The sequence below is a fragment of the Paraburkholderia phytofirmans genome (assembly GCF_046028095.1).
GTDB classification, from domain to species: domain Bacteria; phylum Pseudomonadota; class Gammaproteobacteria; order Burkholderiales; family Burkholderiaceae; genus Paraburkholderia; species Paraburkholderia phytofirmans_A.
The window spans coordinates 215945-234107 of record NZ_JAQQDJ010000010.1 but is presented as its reverse complement, the minus strand read 5'-3'; the positions used below and the strand labels follow the sequence as shown (position 1 = coordinate 234107).

Sequence of the window (18163 nt, the reverse complement as noted above, 5' to 3'; positions counted from 1 at the left end):
CGGTCCACGAGCACACCGCGCCTGTGTTGTCGGTCATCGTGCTTTGCTACCGGCAAGGCGAGTACGTCGGTCCGTGTCTCCAAAGCATTCTCGACCAGAAACTCGACGTGCCATTCGAGGTGATCGTGGGTGACGATAATTCGCCCGACAATTCTCTCGACGTTATCGAGTCGTTTCGATCGCGGTATCCGGATGTGATCAAGGTCATTTCGCACGACGTCAACGTCGGCTTCGCCGCGAACTTCGCCGATACCGTCGCAATGGCAAAGGGCGAATACATCGCGAACATAGACGGCGACGACGTCATGCTTCCCGGCAAGTTGCAGCGTCAACTCGACTTCTTGAGAGAACATCCCGAATGCGGTCTCGTCGTCCATCGGATGCGCACCGTGGATCAGGATACGTTGGAGTCCGTGCCGTATCCGTTGCCCCAAAAAAAGCCAGCAACGTTTGACGCTGCGTACCTCATCAAGAACGGACCGCACTTTTTTCATAGCTCGGAAATGTATCGGGCCCACCTGCGTCATCGCAGTCCCGTTGATGTAGGTCTGAAAGCGGTCTGTGATCTGGCTCATCTGGTGCAGGTCGTCGTCGGATCGCAAGGCTGCTATCTGGACGAGGAGTGGGGCCTTTACCGCGTTAATCGGACTGGCATGACCTCGTTGCGAATCAACAATCCCGAGCGTCACAGAGAAAACACGAACGACATGATCCAGACCTGCCAGATCGCAGCCGATCTCGGCGTGGCGAGCGACGCGGTCAACCGTGGGCGCGCGCGGTTCTATCTGACCTCGGCCATCTTCTATCTGGAGCACGGACGCGACGACGGCTTTGAGGATTGCATCGAATCGAGCTGGCGTGCGGCAAGAATCGGCATGAAGCAGCTGGTTCTGTACGCCATGCGTCGTTGGCCACGTGTGTTGCGCACGGTCTATAGGCGGCTCAAGCAGATGGCCGGACGACAACGGATCAACGCATGAGTACGACCGTACAGGAGAACGAGCGGCTCGCCGCGACCAAAGTGAGGCTGCTCGATTTGTGTAACCGGGCGTCATTAGCCTGGTATCGGGTAAAGACGCGTGTCTGGTACGCACATATATTCCAGTCGGTCGGCGCGAAAACAACGATCTTTCGCCCCATGCTGCTTGTCAACGTACACCATGCGTCGATTGGCGAGCGTGTGTTGATCCGGCCCGGCGCGCGCATTGAACTTGTAGTGACGGATCCGGCTGCGCCGCCGCGGCTCACGATTGGAAGCCGGGTCAATATCGAGCAGAACGTGCACATCGTATGCGGCTCTTCAATCGAGATCGGCGACGGCGCGACCATTACCGGGAACGTTGCCATCGTCGATATCGAGCATCCCTATGAAGACGTGAACGACGCCACCCGTATCGGCGAGCGTATTCGCACGCGAGGCAATTATGTGCGGATCGGGCAGGGCGCATTCATTGGCTTTAGCGCGGCCATCTTGCCCAATGTGAAGATCGGTCGTCACGTCGTGGTGGGCGCCCACTCGGTGGTGACCCGCGACGTTCCCGACTATTGCGTGGTCGCAGGCAATCCGGCGCAAATCATGAAGCGCTACAACTTCGAAACGAAATGTTGGGAAAGGGAGAAACAATGAAAGTTCTGATTACGGGTGGCGCCGGCTTTATCGGCTCGAGTCTGGCGCGCAAGCTCTGCGCCGACAATGCGGAAGTAACGGTGCTCGATAACCTTTCCCCGCAGATTCACGGGGAAAATCCCAGTGTCACGTCTGCGATCTTCGCATCGTTGCCGGAAAGCGTGCACTTCGTGAAAGGGTCGGTGACCGACCGGGCCGTTCTCGAACGTGTCATGCAGGGGCAGGACGCGATCGTTCATCTTGCGGCCGAGACAGGTACGGGCCAATCGATGTACGAGGTCGATCGCTATGTCGACGTGAACGTGCACGGCACGGCGTTGATCCTCGACATACTGGTGAAGAACAGCAGCAATTCGGTGCGCAACGTGGTCGTCGCTTCGTCGCGTGCGATTTACGGCGAAGGGAAGTATCGTTCTTCGGCCTCGGGCATTTTGTATCCTGGTCCGCGCAAGGAAAAGGATATGCTCGAAGGCCAGTTCGAGCACCTCTGCCCGATAAGCGGCGAAGCAATGGAATGCGTGCCGACCGACGAGGAATCGAAAATCCATCCGACGTCGCTTTATGGCATTACCAAGCAAACTCAGGAACAGATGGTGATGACGACTTGCCGTTCTATCGGCATCGCTGCTTCGGCATTGCGTTACCAGAATGTCTACGGCCCGGGCCAGTCGCTATCCAATCCTTACACGGGCATTCTCTCGATTTTTTCGACGCGCATCAAGAACGGCAATCCGATCAATATTTTCGAGGACGGCCTGGAAAGCCGCGACTTCGTCTATATCGATGACGTGGTCGATGCGACCTATGCAGCGCTCACGAACGCCAACGCGGCAGACAACGTTTTCGGAATCGGCTCGGGCGTGCGCACTTCGGTCATGGACGTTGCCAGGACACTGTGCGAGGTGTATGCCAGCGATGTCAGCATCACCGTAACAGGCGCATTCCGCCTGGGCGATGTCCGCCATGTCTATGCCGATTTGACCAAGGCGAGGGACATGCTCGGCTTCGAGCCCAAGGTGTCGTTCAGCGAAGGCATCACGCGCTTTGCCCATTGGGTCGACCAGCAGCAGGTGATGGCCGATACCTACGAGAAGAGCATTGCCGAGATGCGGGAGAAGGGTCTTTATAAGGGCTGTGAACGCGCGGCCTGACACAGGACGAGACCGTCACGCCACGACGGAGGCGCGCAGTGGCCGTCTCCGCAACTCATTTGAAGGAAGCGATATGTCAACGAGATATGGTTCGCCGCTGATCGGGATTGTCACCGTACTGTATCGCTCGGATTCCGTACTTCCCGACTTCTTCAAGAGTCTCGCCGCCCAGCGCGATGCGAATTTCAAGCTGTACGTGATCGACAACAGCGAAAAGGACACGGGAAGCGCGATGTCCCGCGAACTCGCGACTCTCAACGACATCGACGCTGACGTCGTGTTCAATAACGACAATGTCGGCGTTGCACGCGGCAACAATCAGGGTATCGAAATGGCGCTCGCGGACGGATGCGAGTACGTGCTGCTGGCCAACAACGACACCGATTTTCCGGGTTCCGACGTGATCGCAGGGCTGGTGCGGCACACCGAGGAGGCAGGCGCTTTGGCCGCCGTTCCCAAGATCACCTATCACGGTACCAATCGCATATGGTGTGCGGGGGGAAGGTTCTCGCCGCTTACCGCCACCACACCGCACGTGGGCGACCGGAAAGAAGATCGCGGGCAGTTCGACGAAGAAATGTTTACGGAGTACGCGCCGACCTGCTTTATGTTGCTGCACAAAAGCATCTTCCAGAAGATCGGCATGATGGACGAAAAATACTTCGTCTATTACGACGACAGCGACTTCGTCTGGCGCATGAAAAGTGCCGATATCGGCCTGCTGTACGTGCCGACATCGAGTGTCGGTCACAAGGTGGCGGTGTCCACCGGCGGCAATGAAAGCCCCTTTAGCCTGTTTTATACGGCACGCAATCGCGTTTACTTCAGCCGCAAGCATCTCGCGCCCACGCATCGTGCGATTGCGATTGGTTACGCAATCCTGACGTTGACGGTCAAGTGCGTGAAGTTCTCGCCCGCGGCCAGGTCGAGTGTGTTCAAAGGACTCAGAGCCGGTTTCGCGTTGTCAGTCGCCGATCATTGACTGAGCGACCACCTGGCAGCGCGCCGTTACTCCGGTCTGTTGCCAGTTTGTCGGCACGCACCCGGGCATAAGCGATGGCGACGAAAGTCCACGGCGCGAGATAGGAAAACTCCGGCACCGATATCATCATCATCACCCACGTTGTGACGCAACACTGGCGCAATGCCATTCCCTCAGTCGACCAGTCGAGCTTGAAGGCCGGGTACAGAATCAGCACGCTCACGAGAACGAGACCTACTACCCCTGTATTGACCAGCAGAGTGGAGAAAAGATCGGTCGAGCGTATGTAGCCGAAGCCGACGCCGAACAGTTGGTTGGCGAGCGATCCGCTCGCCCACATGCCCACGGAATCGTGGAAGAGGTCCGATCTTTCAGCGCCGGATACGTTGGTGCCGTCCAGCTTGTCCACGACCATTTGTTGAAAGAGATCGCCAATATAGTCGCTAGCCAGATACGCCACCACAAAGAGCACCAGCGCGCCGGCTAACACCTTGATCGGATGGAAGCGGATCTTCCGCAGGCGGATGAGGAAATAGACGACATAGCCGATAAAAGCCGTCGACGAAGTACTCATGACAAGCGACGCACCGATGATCCATACCGGCAGGCGTCTCTTCGACATCGCGTTGAAGTAAACCCAGAACGGGAACATCGACATTGCATACATCGATGGTTCACCGGTGAGGCTCTTTAGCCGTTGTACAGTGAGGCCGGCGACATCGATCCGCTGGATGGAGGTTCCGGTCGCGGCACCTTCCGGTCTGGTAGCGCCGTTATTCGGAAAGTCGGTACCGTAGCCACGGTTGGAGATAAAGTCCCCAGGCCGGCCCATCACGATGAAGTAGATCACTTCATAGATGCCGTACGCGGCGAAAATCGCGGCGGCGGCTAGCAGCCACTGCTGCCACGATGGCTTGTAGAAAATATAGACGTATGACGCATAGAGCACTACGGCAGCAAGGTAGATCGTCTGTGTGAACAGACTCTTTCTCAGGACGAAGGACGACACATCGCTGTCGTCGATGAGCACCACCTTCGTCAGGTCGGGTTCGTAGGTGAGTGCGGTGTCGGCGAGTTGGGATGCCAGGAAGAAAAACGTCCACACCGAAGCCGCGACAATCAGGAAATTGATGTAGCGGCTGCGTGACGCACCGGCGCATGCCAACGCCACCGGCAACGAGAGAAAACACATGAGGTAGCCGAGCGTCGTCCCCTGGACGGAGGGCACGATCAGCACCGACGTCACGGGCATGGCGAATGCCCAGATGAAATAGTACAGGTCGGCGTGCGAGGAGATGCTCTGTTTCATGAGATTCCAGGAGAAGCATGCAACCGGTCCCAGGAAGCGTCAATGAATGACATCCGGGCTGTTGACGAAGACTTCGGCAACACCCGGATGCAGTTTTTGCGCGCCCGTTTACTAGTTGGCCGGCTTATTTCAGAAGTACGCCGAGAAGGTCGACCACGCGCAATTGTTGTGTCTCGGTCAAGCCGGCCCAGAGAGGAAGACGAATCAGGCGTTTTGACTGGCTTACTGTAACGTCTAATGAGCCGGCCACCTTGCCGTAACGCTGCCCGCCAGGAGACGAATGAAGCGGAACATAGTGAAATACCGAGCCTATTTCCTGTCTTCTGTATTCGTCGAGTATGAGCTGACGCACGTCTTCATCTTCAACCAGCACGTAGTACATATGTCCGTTGTGCTGACATTCCTTCGGAATGACAGGGCGACGAAGCGCGCCTCTGCGCTCGAACGGCTCAAGGAGTGCGTGATATCGCTCCCAGCTCGCAAGGCGTGCCTGCGTGATCTTCTCTGCGGCTTCCAGCTGAGCCCAAAGATAAGCGGCGATCAGCTCGCTTGGCAAGTATGAGGAGCCGACTTCCTGCCAGGTGTATTTGTCGACTTCTCCGCGGAGATAGCGACTGCGATCGGTGCCTTTCTCGCGAATTATTTCTGCGCGTCTCGTGAGAACGGGATCGTTGACGAGCAGCGCGCCGCCTTCGCCTGAGATGATGTTTTTGGTTTCGTGAAAACTGTATGTTCCGAGGTCGCCAATGGAGCCCAAGCCACGGCCTTTATAGGTGGCCATGACGCCTTGCGCGGCGTCTTCCACGACTTTGAGTCCGTGACGTTCGGCGATGCAGAGGATCGTGTCCATTTCACACGCCACACCGGCGTAATGGACCGGGACGATCGCGCGGGTTCGCGGCGTGATCGCTGCTTCGATCAAACGTTCATCGAGATTCATGGTGTCTTCACGGACGTCCACGAAGACAGGCACGCCACCGCGCAAGACGAATGCGTTCGCCGTCGAGACGAACGTATACGAAGGCATGATGATCTCGTCGCCCGGTTGAATCTCCAGCAACAGAACCGCCATTTCAAGCGCGGCAGTGCAGGAGTGCGTCAGTAATACCTTGCTGGAACCGCTTCTTTCTTGTAGCCACTTGTTGCAACGTCCCGTGAAGGAACCGTCGCCAGCAAGCTTCTTATTGAAATGAGTTTCCGCGATGTACTTCAATTCGTTACCCGTCATGGCAGGTGTATTGAAGGGAATGCGGTTCTCGTTTACCTCGATTCCAATTTGCGGCGTAGATCGGCTCATGAATAGTTCACCCCACATGATCGAGAATCAATGGTTCTCGCTGCGACACATAGTTGGGTCTCGGAGCTGCCCGGCTTCGAGACCCCGATTTCCGGCGAACTCGCCAGGTGTTTCAGGGAGCAAGCTGCGCGAGCGCACTTGCCGTAGAGCTCTGTATCGTCACGCTTCGGTAGTCTCGTCGAGCGTGCGCGTGTACTGCGCGGCCTGCTCATAGCTTCTCCAATTGCTGGCCCGCTTGGGTATCGCGTTGAAGACCGACCCCAGAAGTCGTCCTCCGGCGCGCCGTAGCTTCTTGACTGTTTCGGAGATCTCGTCTTCGCTTTGCATGCCGGAGCGAAGCACGAGGACGGTCGCGCCCGCGTGGGGCGCCATGATCGCGGCGTCGGTCACCACCAGGAATGGCGGGGTGTCGACCAACACCAGATCGAACTGTTCGCTTAACTGATCGACCACCTGCTTGAAGTCGTGCATCATCAGCAACTCCGACGGGTTGGCCGGATAAGCGCCGCACGACATAAAGGAGAGGCCGCGAACGCCTACGGACCGCACGGCATCGGTGCTGCGGAGCTTGCCTTGGAGAACTTCGGACAGGCCGCCGCGATTGGATTGCTTGAAGAAAGAGGCAAGGTTGCCGCGACGCATGTCAGCGTCGATGAGCAGGATGCGCAAGCCCACTTCCGTGAGAAGTATGGAAAGGTTCGCTGCAACAAAGCTCTTGCCGGTGGACGGACTCGGACCCGTCAACATCACAATGTTGTTCTTCTTGTTCAGACGATCGCGGCACACCTGCGTGCGTACTTCGCGAAGCGCCTCGACTGACGGCTCGTGGGGCAGCCGGCTGGCAAGAATGCGCGCAGCCGCCTCGCGTGCCACGCCGGCGGCGAAAGCGGGCCTCGAGCGCTCTGCATCGAGCGGATCCAACGTTAGCGCATTAGGATCGGGCAGGCCCGGTAGGCCGTCCTCACGCCCGGATAGCGATCCCTGCGAGGTTTGCACTGAAGTTTCATTCTCGAGCTGGGCCTGTTGCCGGCTGAACAGCACTTCGCCGAGGACGGGCACGTCCAGGCGCCGTTCGACAAAGAGCGGGTCGGTGACGCCGGTTGTTGCATAGCGTCGCAGCACGATAAAGAATGCGCCGATGAAAAAGCCCAGGCCGCAGCCCGCGACGATCACCAGCGGGCGGTTCGGCTTGATCGGTCGATACGGCTGCATCGCAGCGTCGACAATGTGAGCGCCACCCGTCGCGCTTGCGCGGCGCACGGACAGCTCGGCGGATTTGTTGACCATACCCAGATAGATGGTTTCTGCCACCTTCACATCGCGAGTCAACTCAGCGTTGCGCCGTTCAGAGGTCGGCATGCTGGTGAAGCGCGCGTCGAAAGCGCGTCTCGCATCGGCCAACTGCGCGAGTTGCGTGTCGATCGTCTTGAGCTGGGGGCTGTTCGGTGTGAAGATCTGCGCCGCTTGCGTGCGCTGCAATTGCAGGTCTGCCGTGCGCTTCTGGAGTTCGATGCTGCCCTGCAGATACGATTGCGCTTCGGTAGTCGGGCGCATTGTCTCGGTCGACGATTGATAATCGCTCAACGCCTGTTCGGCACGCTTGAGGTCCTTGTCTAGCTGCGGCAACTTGCCGTCGATGAAATTGAGTGTCTTCTCATCGTTGGACTGGCGGCTGGAAACGGAAGTAGCGATATATTGCTGGGCCACCGCATCGGCGACATCCGGAGTCAGCAACCGGTCTTTCGACGCAAAGGAAATCTGTACGATTCCCGTGTCTTTAGTCACTTCGGCGATCTTGAGCTGACGGCGCAATCTATCGATTGCGTCCATCATATTGCGGTGGGTAATCGTGAACTGGGTGCCAGGTCTGGCGACGAGATCTTTCACCGTGATCGACAGCCCATCCGGTCCGGTGGCGGGCTTGCCTGTCTCGCCACGCAGCAGGACATCTCCGTTGGACGCGCGAAGTTCGTACTGTCCTTTGTCGAGAGCGGTCAGTTCTAGCGGCTTCTCCTCGAGCTCCGTGGGCACGTTTAGAGCAGGGATTTGGAGCCTCTCGCCACCCCAGGCGAACGAACCTAATCCAAACCACGGTTTCGAAGGATGGCCGGGAAAGGCGAATTGCTCCGCGAAACGTCCGAGCACAGGAACCGAGTGCGGTACGACTTCGACATCGAATTGAAATCGACGAATCACTGGCTCCAGCACGGAACGGCTCTGCATAACCGAGATCTCCGCGGCGGTCGCTTGCATGCCCGGTTGTTGCTGCGCTGTACCGTCCTGGCGGGAAATGCCTAGCGCATTCTGGTCGGGCGGAGCAGGCGGGTCGACGCGCACGACGACGTCGGCGGAGTAGGTCGGTGTCGCGAGGAAGGCGTACGCGGTTGCAAGCGTCGTCGCTATGGCGACGAATGCCAGCAGTGTCCAGATATGGTCTCGCAACAGATGAAGCATGTCGCGCAACGAAAAGTTGCCTTCTTCGTTGCCTGCGCGAGACGATCCGGAGTTGAGAATATGCGTGTTCAAAGGCGCCATCTCCAAGATTCGGGGGTAACTAGCTTCTCGATCGTGCGACGAGCTTCGTCGCGTCGATCATGGGGCAACGGCCCGAGGACTCGCCTGGGGCCGAAATTGATACATGGGTAGACTTTTGTTCGACGAATCGCCGGGCTCGGAATTGATGTCGTTACCTGGTCCGCCACTCGCCGATTCGTCGCAGCCGCGCCCATCGACGCGGCTTTGGGCAAGTGTGATATGAATACCTCTTTTGCCGCTTCCCAGTCTGTGGTTTAGCGCACGTTGGACCGCGCTGGTTCAGGCAAGGCAAGTGGGTACTGGGTGAGCGAGCAAAGATATTTGTTTCATCCGTTTTGGCATGGCAGGATTGTCGGCAGTCCTCCGTCATATTTGCCGACCTGGCGAGAACGCGAACATTCGACCGGACGCCGCTCGGCACTCGGGGTGACACCGGAGAAGGCGTTCCGCCGCCGCAAGCCGCTGTTCGAAGGTCTGACGAATACATCCGGATCAAGCTTTCTACGATTGCCAAAGGACTGGTGAAATGCGCCCGCGAAAACCGTCCATCTATTGACGATCACTCGTGCTAGTTGGCAACATAAGCAGTACTTTACATATCGGGAAATTTTTCCCCCGCTGGTCTCACTTGAACAAAACCTTTCACGCGGACACCTGAACGTTCGCATCCGCACAGACGCCGGCCATTGCGATATGGATGATGTCAGTTGCATCATCGACCATTCATCGGTACAGCAGTAACGTCGGGTAGCATGGATGACCCGATCCAGCGCGGGCCCGCAGCATTCACACCGTGCGGCGTATCAACGACTCCGACGGCTGGCGTCTCGTGATCATCAGCTTCACACCGGAAGGCAAAAGGCGGCGCTTGGCGATCGCCGACAGCCATCGGGAATCGAAGGATTCTTGGGTTGAAGTGCTACTGGACCTGAAATGAAAAATGAGCGCGGACAAAACCTTCTGAAGCGGATCGACCTTATTGTCGGTGGCGCTTTCTTATACATACTAGGAGCGTTTCGCAAGAAACGACGCCTGCCGACTGAGTGCGCCGCGATAGGAATTTTTGCTTTCGCTGCAATCGGCGACTCGATTTTGTCGTCGATAATTATTTCTGAGGTGAGGAAAGTAAAGAAGTTTTCCAGAGTGGTGATATTTGCATCGCGAAGCAACGCGCGCATCTACGATCTGTTCGATGGCTTTGACGAGATCGTAATCGTCCCGCTGACCAGCCCGCTCGATGCGCTCAGGGAAATAAGGAAATACGATGTTGATGTCTTGATCGATACTTCGCAGTGGCCGCGGATTTCGGCGATATTGGCGGCGTTTTCCCGAGCGAAGTTCACAATCGGTTTTAACACCAGACGTCAATTCCGCCATTACGCCTACGATATCAGCGTCGAACATGGCGATGGCCTTCATGAGCTGGATAATTTCAGAAAGCTGCTGCGCCCGCTGGGGATTGAGTCGACGGAATATCCGCGGATAACCAAAGACATTCGGCCCTCCGGCTTACCTTTCGTCATTGACGATAAATATATCGTTTTTCACCCGTGGGCATCCGGAACAAATTTTGCCATGCGCGAATGGCCGATGGCGCACTGGCGCGACCTTGCACGCATATTGATCGAGAAAGGGTACGCCATCGTCATTACCGGCGGTCCGGAAGACTCAATACGGGCCGAGCAATTAGTTCAGCTGATCGGCAGCCAGAAGGTCGTGAGCGTGGCAGCCAAGGTTAGCTTAACTGAGGTGGTCGGAATAGTAAGGCAGGCGGAATGCATAATCTGCGTCAATACTGGAATCATGCATTTGTCCGCAATGCTGGATACACCAATGATCAGTCTGCACGGTCCCACGAATCCGTTTCGCTGGGGTCCTGTCAACAAAGAGCTTGGAGTCATTGCAGTGTCGCGGCGGGAAGGCGGAATGTTTCTGAATCTCGGATTTGAATATCCTAGGAATCCGAAGTATGTGATGGAAAAAATCAGCGTCGCCTCTGTGGCCGACGTTTTGGGTGAAGTTTATTCGATCATTTAGCCACCATGACAAGAAACCCACCGGCGAAGCTCGCGCTTCCTGATTTCGACCGCGCTCAATTAATGATCGTGGGCGACGTCATGCTTGATTGGTATTGGCACGGCTTGACCTCTCGAATCTCGCCGGAGGCACCGGTTCCCGTCGTCCATGTGCAAACTGAAGAGACGCGTGTGGGTGGGGCAGGAAACGTCGCGCTTAACGCAGCGGCGCTCGGGGCCCATGTTAGTCTTCTCGGCCTGGCTGGGCAGGACGCGCACGCTGATCGGATTGAGCAGTTGCTGCGCGAAGGCGGTGTCGAGTGCTTTCTCCAACGTGTCGGCGGTAGCAAGACGATAACGAAGCTTCGCATTATTTCTCATCATCAGCAGATGATCAGGGCGGACTTTGAGGACCATTTCCCCGAACTGAATGGCGACGAGTTGATGTTCACCTTTGAGCAGCAGCTACGCGAAGTCGAGGCGGTCGTCTTGTCCGATTACGCCAAAGGGTCACTGCGGGATTCAAAAAACCTGATTTCCGCTGCTCGCCGTGCAGGCAAACCCGTGATCGTCGATCCGAAAGGAAGAGATTTCGAGCGTTATCGCGGCGCCACTGTCATTACGCCCAACCTTTCCGAGTTCGAGGCGGTCGTTGGGCGTTGCGAGAGTGAAGTCGATATTGAACGGAAGGGTGTTGCCCTTAGAGACGCGCTTGAACTGGATGCGGTACTCGTCACTCGCAGCGAGAAGGGCATGACGTTAATTGCTCGCGGCCACGCCCCGTTGCATTTGCCGACGCGCGCGCGTGAGGTGTTCGATGTGACAGGTGCGGGGGACACGGTCGTTGCGACGCTAAGTGCTGCGCTCGGTGCCGGAGTTCCGCTCGACGAAGCAGTAGCGCTGTCCAATGTCGCGGCGGGGATTGTCGTGGCTAAATTGGGTACCGCGACGGTGGGCCGGCCCGAGCTTCATCAGGCACTACACCAGGACCCGCATTCGGCGCGTCGAGGAAACATGTTGGCGCGAGTTTCCCTGCTACCCTGGCGAGCGAAACGCCGCGCTGATAAGCCGAGTAGTGTGAGCAACTGACGCAGCGATTTTGTGAACGGCACGTTGAAGTCTTTCACGCTGTGGACACCTTCGAGCAGCTTGCGGTACGTCTTCCGCAGATCGAAGAAGGTATTGCTACATTGCCGACTGAATTGGCTAGGCATGCCATGCTGCGGTCGACGCGGATGCCTCGGCATGCGAGTTGCCGCTAGACCTTGCATACCTCGTACTTCTGGGAGTTCTGTGCTTCCGCACGCGCGAAGTTTCGCCGCCCAGCACTGAGTCACAATGTGCTCGCGCGCTGGCCGGCGTGCTCAACTGCCCGCCGGGCCATATGTCGTAAACACGTCGACGAGGTGATCGGCAGTATCCTGCAGACCGCCTGGACCGAATGAACCTGCCGGCGATCTTCGATCAACATGATCATCGCTTCGGTCGGCAGGTCGAGCCGCGTGTGTGCGAAATACACCGATGCCTTTCGCAGGATCTTAATAGATCCATTGCAACTCGCGAACCTCCCGCTCCAGCGCTTTCAGACGTTCCTGATCTGCGACGTTGCCGTCGCCGCGCGAGCCCCCATTTCCTTCGTGCTGTCATACACAGCCACGGAGGGTCTCGCCGAAACGACCCATCCTTGCAGCATCGACGCCATCACACTCGGTTGCGATTAATGTTCGCCACCGCGCTTATTGACCATCTCACTGCCAAATCACGGAGTTCCGGCGACTACCGCGGAGAGCTCGTCTCGATGTTTTCCACAGCTCCACTTTCTCAAGATCTGGAGCATATGGAAAACCCAGGGCGTCAATCTGGACCGCCCTGAAACTCAGGCTGTCAAGGCGTGGGATTCGATGCAACAGCAGTCGTCATCGCGGTCGCACGACCGGCGTTGCCTACGCCCGGCGAGTTGTACAAGCCCATATAGAAGCCGTTCATATTCTGGAAGTTGTAGAGCTCGTACCAGTCAACGCCGATGATGTTGTAGGTCTTTGCAGTGCTGGCGTACTCGGCGATGTTCGAAGCAACGTACGAGTTGTAGGTGGAACTCGACACACTGGTTTGCACACCGATCTCCGACAGCAGGATCGGGAGGTTGAACAGGGACTTGATGACCGCTAGAGTGTTGACGCCGCCTGCGTTCTGGATGTCTCCAAAGTCGTAGTACCAGTGATAGTTGGTGATATCCCACGTCGCGGTCGGATGCCCGGTCGAACCATCCGGCGATTCACCCTTCCACAGGCCCTCGAGCATCCCGTAGTGCAGCCAACCTACGCTTGGGCTGGCAATGAGAGTTTTCTTTGTCGTATCCACGGCACGGAAGCCCGCGTAGAAACCACGCACTGCGCCGCGGAACGCTGCCCACTGACTGTTCGAAGTTGCCCATTCAGTCACGTCCTGACCGCCATACTTGGGCCCCTGTTTGAAGTACATGTTCTCCGGTTCGTTCATCAACTCGATCACCGCGACCTTGCCGGCAAGTTGACCGGCCACGGTTTGACCGTAGGCGTAGAACTGGTTGTACGCGGTAGTTTCGTCGGTGGTCGTCGGGAAGACGTTAAAGACCGGCTGGATTTTGACAGGCGCGAACGAACTCACCAGAGTTGCCATTTTGGCCGTATCCGCAGTGCTGTAGCAGTCCTGACGGATCGACGTGACTCCCATTGCCTTCATGTCAGCGACCTGTTGTGCAATGTTCGACGAGTAGACACCCCCTTGAACATAATGCCCATTGACCCCGTAGAACGGGACCGAGGTAGACGTCGTAGGCGTAGAGGTCGGCGAACCGCTCGACGAACTGCCCGACGAACCTGTCGTTGGGTTTGTCGTTGACGTGCCGCCGCGGTGTTGACGGTTTGCGACTGCAGCGGCGTCTGCCGCGTCGGAGGATGATCCACCACCGCAAGCCGTCAGGGTAGCACTGGCTGACACAAGCAGCATTGTGAGCGTCAAAAATCGAATTCTCAAAACGGAGCTCCAAGTAGATGAAATGAAAGTAATTGGGTCGCAGCGACCCATAAACGGATAGCAGTGCTTACTATTTGTAAGCGACTATCATCGCGACATATGCGGACGGCCTAAAAATCCGAGATGCGACACCTGTCTCGTAGAAGGTGTGGCGATGTACGAATGAACTCAGAGCGCCAGCAACTGCAACCTGAGGAGCGCCTGACCATTGCAAGCCAACACCTGCAGGGTTTGAGTATCCGGACCGTGAGTCGGATGCTCGAGCGCTTGCCGGCGACCGTAAGCCGCGAACTCGCGCTGATCAACTTGCCTGATGGCGACGCACGCTTTCCTGCTGGGCACTCAAAGCAGCCCGACGCACCAGGTTTCTCACGAAACCATCTACGCGCCGAAGGGAATCCCTCGGGGGGGCGATGCAGGCACAATGGCGTGGCGAATTGTGCCGTCGCCGTTGCTCGCCGACGCCATGGCCACGGCATGCGCATGCCGCGCACGCGGGGCACAGACCGACGCGGCCAGTATTCATATACGGCAGCCCGAAATCGAAGACGGGTTGCCACAGGGTCACGGGGAAGGTGACCTTATCAAAGGCGCGGGCAGCCGATCCCCGGTAGGATCCAGGTCGAACGGATACGCACCTTCGCACTACTAAAGAAGATGAAAAATGCCGCCGCCGCTTAAATTCTGGCTGGCGTTCCGCCAAACTCAATTCGATTGCCCAGCCCTTGCGACAAAGCTTCACCTGCAGTCAGGGAAGGAATGTCGCGACGTCGGGAACAGGCGGCTGTAACCGGTGTGGCAGGTCTACTTCTGCGATTCTCATGCGTTGGCTGTACGGCACCTTCGAAAACATCGACGCGCCGCTCCACCAGTACCTGCCTGGAGGCATTTATTTGCCGACGGCCAAAACGAGTTCGACGCTACCGCCGTCGGCCTAACAGTTGGTCTTGCGCGACTCATACCTTGCACTCTCCGGCCAAAGTCTTCGCCGTGACCCTTTTCACAGCAGACCAGGCTCACTGCTCCAAACGCTAAATCCGCTGTTACACCTCACTTTTGAAAGTGCCCTTTACACCCGTCGGCTCGACAGCGGTCGAGGCAATACCCTCGCGTCGCTAGTCGGGTTCGGAACCCAAAAAACCGGTTGACCCGCGGACTTTCCTCGCGTGGTCCAGTGGCGGCGAAAGGCATGATTCGTCGAATCCGACATTTGCCGATCGTCCGTCCGCGTCGCATTGCGTCGGAACAAACTCCCTGCCGCAGCGCAGCAACCGTTGGTGTAACTGTTACAGAGCATGCAGTACCTGTTCGCATACCCGGTATTAGTTACAGAAGTTTCTGGGCAGACGAATTATAAACGTTTCATTCGTGTAACGTGACCAGCTGAGGGGAGATAAGTGACAATTACGAAAAATTTCAATACGATTCGAGCGAAGATTTTGCAAATGCGTTCGTATCGGAAAGCTCTGCCTCACTACGGCTAGGAAAACGTAAATGTTTGATTCGTCTACAGATTGATGAAGAGGTCTATGCCTCATGTGGCCATGAATCTTTTACATTAATACTACAAATTGGCCCTCGGCGACTATCCGTCACTTAGATCGATTGATACCGGTAATGAGAATGAAAATACGTAAATAGTGTCGCATCCATTTTGTCAAATATTCAACTCGTTTTTTAAGGGATTACAGAATCGAAAATCGCTAAGGGCGGCTATGAGCAGCGGCTCGGCGCCTCGAGATCCGGCGCATTTTATTTCGCATTACGAGCTATACCGGTGTGCCCAGAGGAGTCGGCAAGAAGCACGGCAAATACCGCTGACGCACTACTGCTCGCATGGCGATCAGCCGCAGAGTCGCCAGATTCGGGGGCGCGGCATGCCACGTAAGTCGCAAGTCGATCGACAGCGTGAAGATTAATGCCACGATGGCCCGCGGATGGGTCAATTGGCTGACCTACCGCTGCCTCAGCGACAGGGCATGCATCGGCAAATGCCGCCATCAGCATCAACAGAGAGCGGCCGGAATGCACTACGCCTGCCAGCAACGCGCGTGGCGTGCCGGGACTGATCAGGCTGCCCACGCACAGGACATCCCCGCTGAAGATTCCCGCAGTCGGCGTTTCTCGAAACAGCGGCGCGGAGACAGATATTGTCGAAAGCGGCACGAGTGACGTCATGATCGTCGCTGTAGTGCGGTTGTTGTTTCAGAGAAGAGATGTTCGGTCGAAGAGCTCATTCTGAACACCAGACGATATGACCTACGCTGTCGCGGAGGCAATACGCGCCGTCTCCGTTGCAACGCGTAGTGCAATCAAGGCGAAGACACCAGTTGTTAATCAGTAACGAGCCTTGCTGAAAGGCGCGTCTCAGGATATCGGCGATCGTCTTCTGAAAATGGAAGCGGCGGAGTGCGTTGAGGGTTGCGCGAGCCTTCGCTTATTGCGCAATAAGGTCGCATTGCGGACGCAAACGACGACGTTGTGGTTGCCGGCGACGCGCAGGTTGACGTTGCCGGATAGGCTCAAGGCGCTAGACGGCATGTTCGATAGTGTGGCCGACGAGCACGCCGGGCGCAGGTACTAATCAACTGATATGAGAGCTGGCGTTTGGATGCGACCATTGTATTTTCGAAGAGAGTCGACAATCCAATGAAGCGAGCCACGGAGCCATCGGATGGTATGGATACCTATAGATTAGGAACGTGCCACAGTGGCAAGAAACCACGCACGGCAAGCTGCGGAATTGCCGGCACAAATGATGGATTTAGTTTGACTCTGCTTGTCTGAACGAGGCGAAAATAAGCGTCTTGAAACCAGGTGCACGACCGCTCAGGCATCTAGCTGGCGGTCCGTCAGGTGGGCGAGTTGGGTGGACGCCGGGACGGCAAGAAGGTAACGGCAGCGCGCAGAGACCTGGGCCGCGGTCGGCTGTGCGTTGCGCTAAGGCCTCAGTTCGAGTCGCCCGATGCAACCAGCGCTGCGCGCCCATGCGCTGTCGCGTCGCGACGCGACGTCAGCGCATGCGCCAGTCGGATGCCGGGCGCCTCAACGAGTTTGTAGCTCGCCCAGGACAGAACGATTGCCGGCGGCACGGTCGCCACCATATACAAACCGAGCGGGCCTCCCACCAGGCCATAGTGCCGGCAGAGCCAGACGATCACGTAAAGCGGCACGCCGTGCAGCAGGTAGATTGAGTAGCTGATTTCGCCGAGCCACGCGAACACGCGCAGATGGACCTTCAGTACGGTGGAGAACAAAGCAAACGCGGCGATGCCAAGAAGATAACCAAATGCCACTGACATATGCGCGACGTCATTATGGCGCCAATCGATCGCGGCCATGAGCAGCGCTATCACAGCAATCAGCGCGGTTACCCCGACGAGCGCCACGCGATACGTGACTGAAACCTGCGAGCGTGCGCCGCGCGCCCAACGGAACGTCACGCGCTCCAATGGTGTGTCATATGCCTGCCGGAAGCACGCACCCCAGAACATGATCGCAAGGTGATACAGCATCCCCTTGTACTGTCCGAGCGCGTCGGACGGAAGCAGCTTAAGCGCAGACGTTATTACGAAGACGAGACACAGTCCGACGCTGACGAGACACAAGTCACGCATGCGATGCAGTGCACCGAGCCAGAAGAGGATGAGACACAGCCCGTAGAAATACAGTTCGGTTTCCAGCGTCCAGTAGTGCCCCATCACCGGGATCTTGCCAAAAGCAGACGGAATCATCGTGACGTTCGCGATCAGGCTGGACATGTTCATTTGCGTGCCGAACAGCGTCCAGTACGCAAGATAGCCTATCGGCAACGACAGCCAGAACGCTGGGTAGAGCCGCAAGAAGCGGCGGATCAGGAAGCGGCGCGACCCGTCCCGCGGTGTGCCGCGCAAGCTGGTCGGGATCAGCATTCCGCTGACACCGAAGAAGATCACGACACCGACGCGGCCGAAGTCGGCCCAACGCTGCAGCGCGTAGAGCGCGAATTGCGAGCCGGCGATCGGCGCAAACATTTCAGCGTAGTGCGTCCACATCACGAGCAGCACCGCGATCGCGCGCATGGCGTCGATGTGGTCGAGACGACCTCGGTCAACTGGGCTGGTCATGGTGGAAAACCAAAAATATGACTTTGCGATATGTGAAGCGGCATCGCGTGCCGAAGCAGCGATGCCGCGCGTGGCGGGCCGTTCGGACAAGAATAGGCGGACGCCCGCAGGAGAGTACCGGGCAAA

12 protein-coding genes are annotated in these 18163 nt (G+C 57.3%); 7 read left to right on the top strand and 5 right to left on the bottom strand.

The annotated features are described in order from the left end of the window. Nucleotides 1-23: 23 nt before the first annotated feature. The 4 genes from PQR54_RS26510 (at nt 24) to PQR54_RS26495 (ending at nt 3760) form a co-directional block, all read left to right on the top strand. Nucleotides 24-980 carry a glycosyltransferase family 2 protein gene (locus PQR54_RS26510; protein ID WP_408250847.1) on the top strand — a complete coding sequence of 319 codons (957 nt, stop codon included), beginning with the start codon at nt 24-26 and terminating at the stop codon, nt 978-980. A 41-nt stretch (nt 981-1021) separates the two neighbouring features. After that, the gene (locus PQR54_RS26505) at nt 1022-1627 is read left to right on the top strand and encodes an acyltransferase (RefSeq protein ID WP_408250845.1); all 606 of its coding nucleotides are present in this window, start codon (nt 1022-1024) and stop codon (nt 1625-1627) included. Continuing rightward, nucleotides 1624-2778, top strand: a complete 1155-nt coding sequence (locus PQR54_RS26500; protein ID WP_408251038.1) for an NAD-dependent epimerase/dehydratase family protein — start codon at nt 1624-1626, stop codon at nt 2776-2778. The genes PQR54_RS26505 and PQR54_RS26500 overlap by 4 nt, the downstream gene beginning before the upstream one ends. Nucleotides 2779-2851: 73 nt before the next feature. Next, on the top strand, nt 2852-3760 hold the full coding sequence (locus PQR54_RS26495) for a glycosyltransferase family 2 protein (protein ID WP_408250843.1): 909 nt from the start codon (nt 2852-2854) through the stop codon (nt 3758-3760). Here the strand turns inward: PQR54_RS26495 and PQR54_RS26490 are convergent. The 3 genes from PQR54_RS26490 to PQR54_RS26480 form a co-directional block, all read right to left on the bottom strand. Beyond that, nucleotides 3723-5069 (bottom strand): hypothetical protein, encoded by a 1347-nt coding sequence (locus tag PQR54_RS26490; protein ID WP_408250841.1) that lies wholly within the window; start codon nt 5067-5069, stop codon nt 3723-3725. The genes PQR54_RS26495 and PQR54_RS26490 overlap by 38 nt on opposite strands. A gap of 124 nt (nt 5070-5193) precedes the next feature. Beyond that, nucleotides 5194-6366, bottom strand: a complete 1173-nt coding sequence (gene rffA / locus PQR54_RS26485) for a dTDP-4-amino-4,6-dideoxygalactose transaminase (RefSeq protein ID WP_408250839.1) — start codon at nt 6364-6366, stop codon at nt 5194-5196. Between the two features lie 159 nt (nt 6367-6525). After that, entirely contained in the window at nt 6526-8901 is a 2376-nt protein-coding gene (locus tag PQR54_RS26480; protein WP_408250837.1) for a polysaccharide biosynthesis tyrosine autokinase, read from the bottom strand. A 933-nt stretch (nt 8902-9834) separates the two neighbouring features. Between PQR54_RS26480 and PQR54_RS26475 the strand changes: the two genes are divergently transcribed. Next, nucleotides 9835-10938: a glycosyltransferase family 9 protein gene (locus PQR54_RS26475; RefSeq protein WP_408250835.1), complete on the top strand. Its 1104-nt coding sequence runs from the start codon at nt 9835-9837 to the stop codon at nt 10936-10938. A 5-nt stretch (nt 10939-10943) separates the two neighbouring features. Beyond that, nucleotides 10944-12005, top strand: coding sequence for a D-glycero-beta-D-manno-heptose-7-phosphate kinase (gene rfaE1, locus PQR54_RS26470; protein WP_408250833.1), 1062 nt, complete (start codon nt 10944-10946; stop codon nt 12003-12005). 795 nt (nt 12006-12800) lie between these two features. Here rfaE1 and PQR54_RS26465 read toward each other — a convergent pair. Then, nucleotides 12801-13637, bottom strand: coding sequence for a hypothetical protein (locus PQR54_RS26465; RefSeq protein WP_408250831.1), 837 nt, complete (start codon nt 13635-13637; stop codon nt 12801-12803). 417 nt (nt 13638-14054) lie between these two features. On the opposite strand from PQR54_RS26465, the gene PQR54_RS26460 reads away from it, so the two are divergent. Continuing rightward, entirely contained in the window at nt 14055-14510 is a 456-nt protein-coding gene (locus tag PQR54_RS26460) for a helix-turn-helix domain-containing protein (protein WP_408250829.1), read from the top strand. A gap of 2369 nt (nt 14511-16879) precedes the next feature. On the opposite strand, the gene PQR54_RS26455 is transcribed toward PQR54_RS26460, so the two are convergent. Further along, a complete protein-coding gene (locus PQR54_RS26455; protein ID WP_408250827.1) occupies nt 16880-18037 on the bottom strand; it encodes an acyltransferase family protein in 1158 nt (385 codons plus the stop codon). Nucleotides 18038-18163: the final 126 nt, after the last annotated feature.

What these genes read in the sequence shown, in the direction of transcription:
- PQR54_RS26500 (WP_408251038.1), top strand. Translation starts at nt 1,624, where the DNA reads ATGAAAGTTCTGATTACGGGTGGCGCCGGCTTTATCGGCTCGAGTCTG.
- PQR54_RS26495 (WP_408250843.1), top strand. Translation starts at nt 2,852, where the DNA reads ATGTCAACGAGATATGGTTCGCCGCTGATCGGGATTGTCACCGTACTG.
- PQR54_RS26490 (WP_408250841.1), bottom strand. Translation starts at nt 5,069, where the DNA reads ATGAAACAGAGCATCTCCTCGCACGCCGACCTGTACTATTTCATCTGG.
- rffA (WP_408250839.1), bottom strand. Translation starts at nt 6,366, where the DNA reads ATGAGCCGATCTACGCCGCAAATTGGAATCGAGGTAAACGAGAACCGC.
- PQR54_RS26480 (WP_408250837.1), bottom strand. Translation starts at nt 8,901, where the DNA reads ATGGCGCCTTTGAACACGCATATTCTCAACTCCGGATCGTCTCGCGCA.
- PQR54_RS26475 (WP_408250835.1), top strand. Translation starts at nt 9,835, where the DNA reads ATGAAAAATGAGCGCGGACAAAACCTTCTGAAGCGGATCGACCTTATT.
- rfaE1 (WP_408250833.1), top strand. Translation starts at nt 10,944, where the DNA reads ATGACAAGAAACCCACCGGCGAAGCTCGCGCTTCCTGATTTCGACCGC.
- PQR54_RS26465 (WP_408250831.1), bottom strand. Translation starts at nt 13,637, where the DNA reads ATGAAGGCAATGGGAGTCACGTCGATCCGTCAGGACTGCTACAGCACT.
- PQR54_RS26460 (WP_408250829.1), top strand. Translation starts at nt 14,055, where the DNA reads ATGCGACACCTGTCTCGTAGAAGGTGTGGCGATGTACGAATGAACTCA.
- PQR54_RS26455 (WP_408250827.1), bottom strand. Translation starts at nt 18,037, where the DNA reads ATGACCAGCCCAGTTGACCGAGGTCGTCTCGACCACATCGACGCCATG.